The organism is Providencia sp. PROV129, from assembly GCF_028482245.1.
GTDB classification, from domain to species: Bacteria; Pseudomonadota; Gammaproteobacteria; order Enterobacterales; family Enterobacteriaceae; genus Providencia; species Providencia vermicola.
In genome coordinates this window covers 1-3,140 of the sequence record NZ_JAMPQD010000009.1, presented here as the reverse complement: position 1 = coordinate 3,140, position 3,140 = coordinate 1, and the positions used below count along the sequence as shown (strand labels likewise).

Annotated in this window: 6 protein-coding genes and 1 pseudogene; all 7 read left to right on the top strand. The window is 34.3% G+C overall.

The window, feature by feature from the left end:
- Positions 1-968: hypothetical protein (locus PSF27_RS06790; protein ID WP_272681153.1), on the top strand; the 968-nt coding region annotated here is incomplete at its 5' end.
- A gap of 1 nt (position 969) precedes the next feature.
- Positions 970-1,224 carry a hypothetical protein gene (locus PSF27_RS06785; RefSeq protein ID WP_272539992.1) on the top strand — a complete coding sequence of 85 codons (255 nt, stop codon included), beginning with the start codon at positions 970-972 and terminating at the stop codon, positions 1,222-1,224.
- Positions 1,225-1,418: 194 nt separating this feature from the next.
- A complete protein-coding gene (locus PSF27_RS21035) occupies positions 1,419-1,793 on the top strand; it encodes a hypothetical protein (RefSeq protein WP_272574471.1) in 375 nt (124 codons plus the stop codon).
- Positions 1,794-1,797: 4 nt separating this feature from the next.
- On the top strand, positions 1,798-2,046 hold the full coding sequence (locus PSF27_RS06775) for a hypothetical protein (RefSeq protein WP_272681152.1): 249 nt from the start codon (positions 1,798-1,800) through the stop codon (positions 2,044-2,046).
- A 155-nt stretch (positions 2,047-2,201) separates the two neighbouring features.
- Positions 2,202-2,438: a hypothetical protein gene (locus PSF27_RS06770; RefSeq protein ID WP_206082674.1), complete on the top strand. Its 237-nt coding sequence runs from the start codon at positions 2,202-2,204 to the stop codon at positions 2,436-2,438.
- Positions 2,439-2,541: 103 nt separating this feature from the next.
- A pseudogene (locus PSF27_RS21205) lies at positions 2,542-2,610 on the top strand (dihydrolipoamide dehydrogenase); the annotation flags it as partial.
- Positions 2,611-2,904: 294 nt separating this feature from the next.
- Positions 2,905-3,033 (top strand): hypothetical protein, encoded by a 129-nt coding sequence (locus PSF27_RS21030; RefSeq protein ID WP_272681151.1) that lies wholly within the window; start codon positions 2,905-2,907, stop codon positions 3,031-3,033.
- The last annotated feature ends 107 nt before the right edge of the window (positions 3,034-3,140 follow it).

The window sequence follows — 3,140 nt, the reverse complement described above, 5'->3', positions numbered from 1 at the left end:
ACTCCTCAAAATTAAAAATTTTAGCAACCTTTAAATTTCGCACAATTGAAGATAGAGACAGGCTCCTCGCAGAGGATTTTGACGATAATATACCGGGTATACCGAGGTTTCCTTTTGATAATCTAGATCTATATATAGATGCGGTTAATAAGCGAGCTGACCGTGATGCTAGAAATCAATTGCTCGAAATTAAGAGACAACATAAAAGTATCACGGATAAAATTCAGTTTAATGTAAATGAATTAAATAAGCTGAAAATAGCCCAAAGTAGTGTATTTGCTGTTCCCACACCGAATGTTCCTACATTACCTCATGGCGTTGGTTCAAATTCACAAGTAACACAAACAGCAAATAGCAATATTGTAAAAGGTATCGAAAAAACATTAGGCAATATTCGCGATGGCCTAGCGGAAACGTTTGATTGCTCTTTTGGTATGAGTTGCTCAAATGATATAGATAAAGCAGCAAAAAATCCAAATGTTGGGAAACCTCATACTGGTGGTGACCAAATACCTGAGCAAGGCCGGATAGATACAAGCGGAAACCAAATACCCGAACAAGGAAAAATTGACACGGGTGGAAACCAGCTTCCAGAACCGATCGAAAAACTGCCTGGAACATCTATTCTTGATACTCTATCTATAGATAACCTCGCCTATTTAGACAAGATTACACAAGGTGAACATGCGGGAATCAGAAATAAAGAGGGGCGTCCAGTCAGTTCAGTCATTAATGATGTTCAAAAATCGCGGCCTTCAGATATCTTAATACAAGATGATGGTCGTTGGGTTGTAAAAGGTAATGGCGGAAGAATACATCTAATTGAGCCTGATGGAGAAGTGGTCTCATCATTTAAAAATAGTGATAAAAATACGGCTCAACGTACTAGAGATGGGCGATGGAATAGACCTAGCAATGAAAAACTAGATGAATTTAAAGAAAAATTTTCTGATTATGTGAGGTGGTAGGATGGATACACTAAAAATTAATTACATACCAGAAGCAGATGTAACTTTATTTGATATTCGTTTATCTGAATCGGAAGTTGTAATTTATACAGATTGCTTAAATTACGTTTTAACTCATTTATCTGATGAGCAAATATATGAAAAAACGGAATGTTCAAATAAACAAGAGTTATCACATTACTTGACAGATCTAAAAAATTTAATGAAATCAATGGAACATAGAAGATACCTTCCTGATAGGTACAAAGATCTATAAAAAATAATGGCATAGTGGCTCTTTAAAGAGCCACTATGCCAACAAATTTTAGTCTCTTACCTCAATCATTTTACTCGCTCTCAGCCAACTGGATGATCAACTGTCCGGCTTGGCGAGTGAGGGTATGTGGTTACTCACCTTAAACCCAAACTCACTCAATCACTTGCCGCTTAACGTGAGTTGTGGGCTGGGGTTTGGTTTACCTCGGTTGGGGGGAACCCATTGTATACTTTCTGGTTTTGACCACTGCTTCTTTAGCCGTCAGTGTTTTTACACTACAATCGTGCTTATTCTCAGCTGTGAGAGCATGGTGTCCAGTCAGTTCAGTCATTAATGATGTTCAAAAATCTAGACCTTCAGATATTTTAGTTCAAGAAGATGGTCGTTGGATTGTTAAAGGTTCTGGTAGAAAAGTTCATATAATTGAGTCTGATGGAGAGGTTGTCACTTCTTTTTATAATCCGAAAGCGAATACAGACAACAGAATCAAAAAAGGTGAATGGCAGCGACCTTCTAATGAGCAATTAGATGACTTTAAAGAAAAATTCTCTGATTATATTAAATGGTGATGGTATGGATTTATTACAAAAAAAATGTATTGCAAGTGTAACTCTATATGATGTGAGAGCTTCAGAGGGGGAGTTAATGGTTTACGAAGGGTGTATTGATTATGTATTAGCTAATTGCTCTGATGCAGAAATACTCAAAATCACGGGTTGTGAAAATGGGGAAGAATTATCATTTTACCGAGAAGAACTTATTAGATTAATCAAAATGGTTGGAAATCCAGAATATCTTCCTGATAGATATAAAGATCTATAAAGCTTTAATAGTGTATCAGTATTGAATAACAAAGGAACTGTTAAAACTGATCTCTCACGTGGTGGCGTCGAATACCGTTTACCTAATCGTAAAGGCATTAGATATAATACGGATGACTCATTTAATACTGTGTTAGATCCAAAGAAGGCAATAAAATGAAAGATAATAAATTAGAACTATTTTTTTCAAGTCCAATGGAATATGAGAATCTAACGTTAGAAGTTCAATTAAATTGGGGGCGGGTTGCAGAAATTAATCAAGATAAAGGTGTAGACAATTTAGAAGTTGAACTATTTGGTTCAGATCTATCCCGCGGTTTTACAGCGAAAATGCCTTTAGATGATCTAATTTCAATATTAATTGAAGCCAGAGATACATTAAAGAAACAATAAACTTTTATTGAATTAATGGTCTTACTCGCTGTTGGCTAATTGGGTGATTAACTGTCCAGTTTGGTGCGTGAGTGTGTAATTGCTACCTTAGGCAATATTCAGTATGGCTGCTGAGATTTACGAAGGTAGCATTACTGATTTACCAAACGCAAAAGCGAAAAAGAAAAAATAATTTTCTTTAATCGCACAGATAAACAGTATCTCTAGTATGCTGTTTATCGCCAAAGCGAATTGAAGCCAATGTGGAAACACATTGGCTTTTTTTGTTTTTGTGAATATAAACAGTCAGTCACATGGCTCTGTTCTATTATTTATTAAAATCAATATTAATCACTTTTCAAGTAATACATATTTAATTTTAAATAACCGAATCTTTATTAATAAGAACGGTTAGTTGACTATAAAAATATTAAATTCTAATTTCTTTATTCTATTTTTTATTGATAACTAATAAGGAAGTTAGTTTATGGATGATGTGACACACCTAGGTACAATAACTGTATGGGGAAATAATCCAAGGGAACATTTTAATGATTATTTTAATAATTATGATAGTGCTCATGAAGATATTGATTTAACTGGGAGGTATGAATGATTAAAAAATATTTTACATGAAAATCTTTATGATAATAAAAATATAGCTCATATTCATGATGATGTTGATAATCACAAAGTCGATACTTTTCAAGATTCTTCTACTAA

Excerpts from the sequence above, each read along its gene's own strand:
- PSF27_RS06785 (WP_272539992.1), top strand. The coding sequence starts at position 970 with ATGGATACACTAAAAATTAATTACATACCAGAAGCAGATGTAACTTTA.
- PSF27_RS21030 (WP_272681151.1), top strand. The coding sequence starts at position 2,905 with ATGGATGATGTGACACACCTAGGTACAATAACTGTATGGGGAAATAAT.
- PSF27_RS06775 (WP_272681152.1), top strand. The coding sequence starts at position 1,798 with ATGGATTTATTACAAAAAAAATGTATTGCAAGTGTAACTCTATATGAT.
- PSF27_RS06770 (WP_206082674.1), top strand. The coding sequence starts at position 2,202 with ATGAAAGATAATAAATTAGAACTATTTTTTTCAAGTCCAATGGAATAT.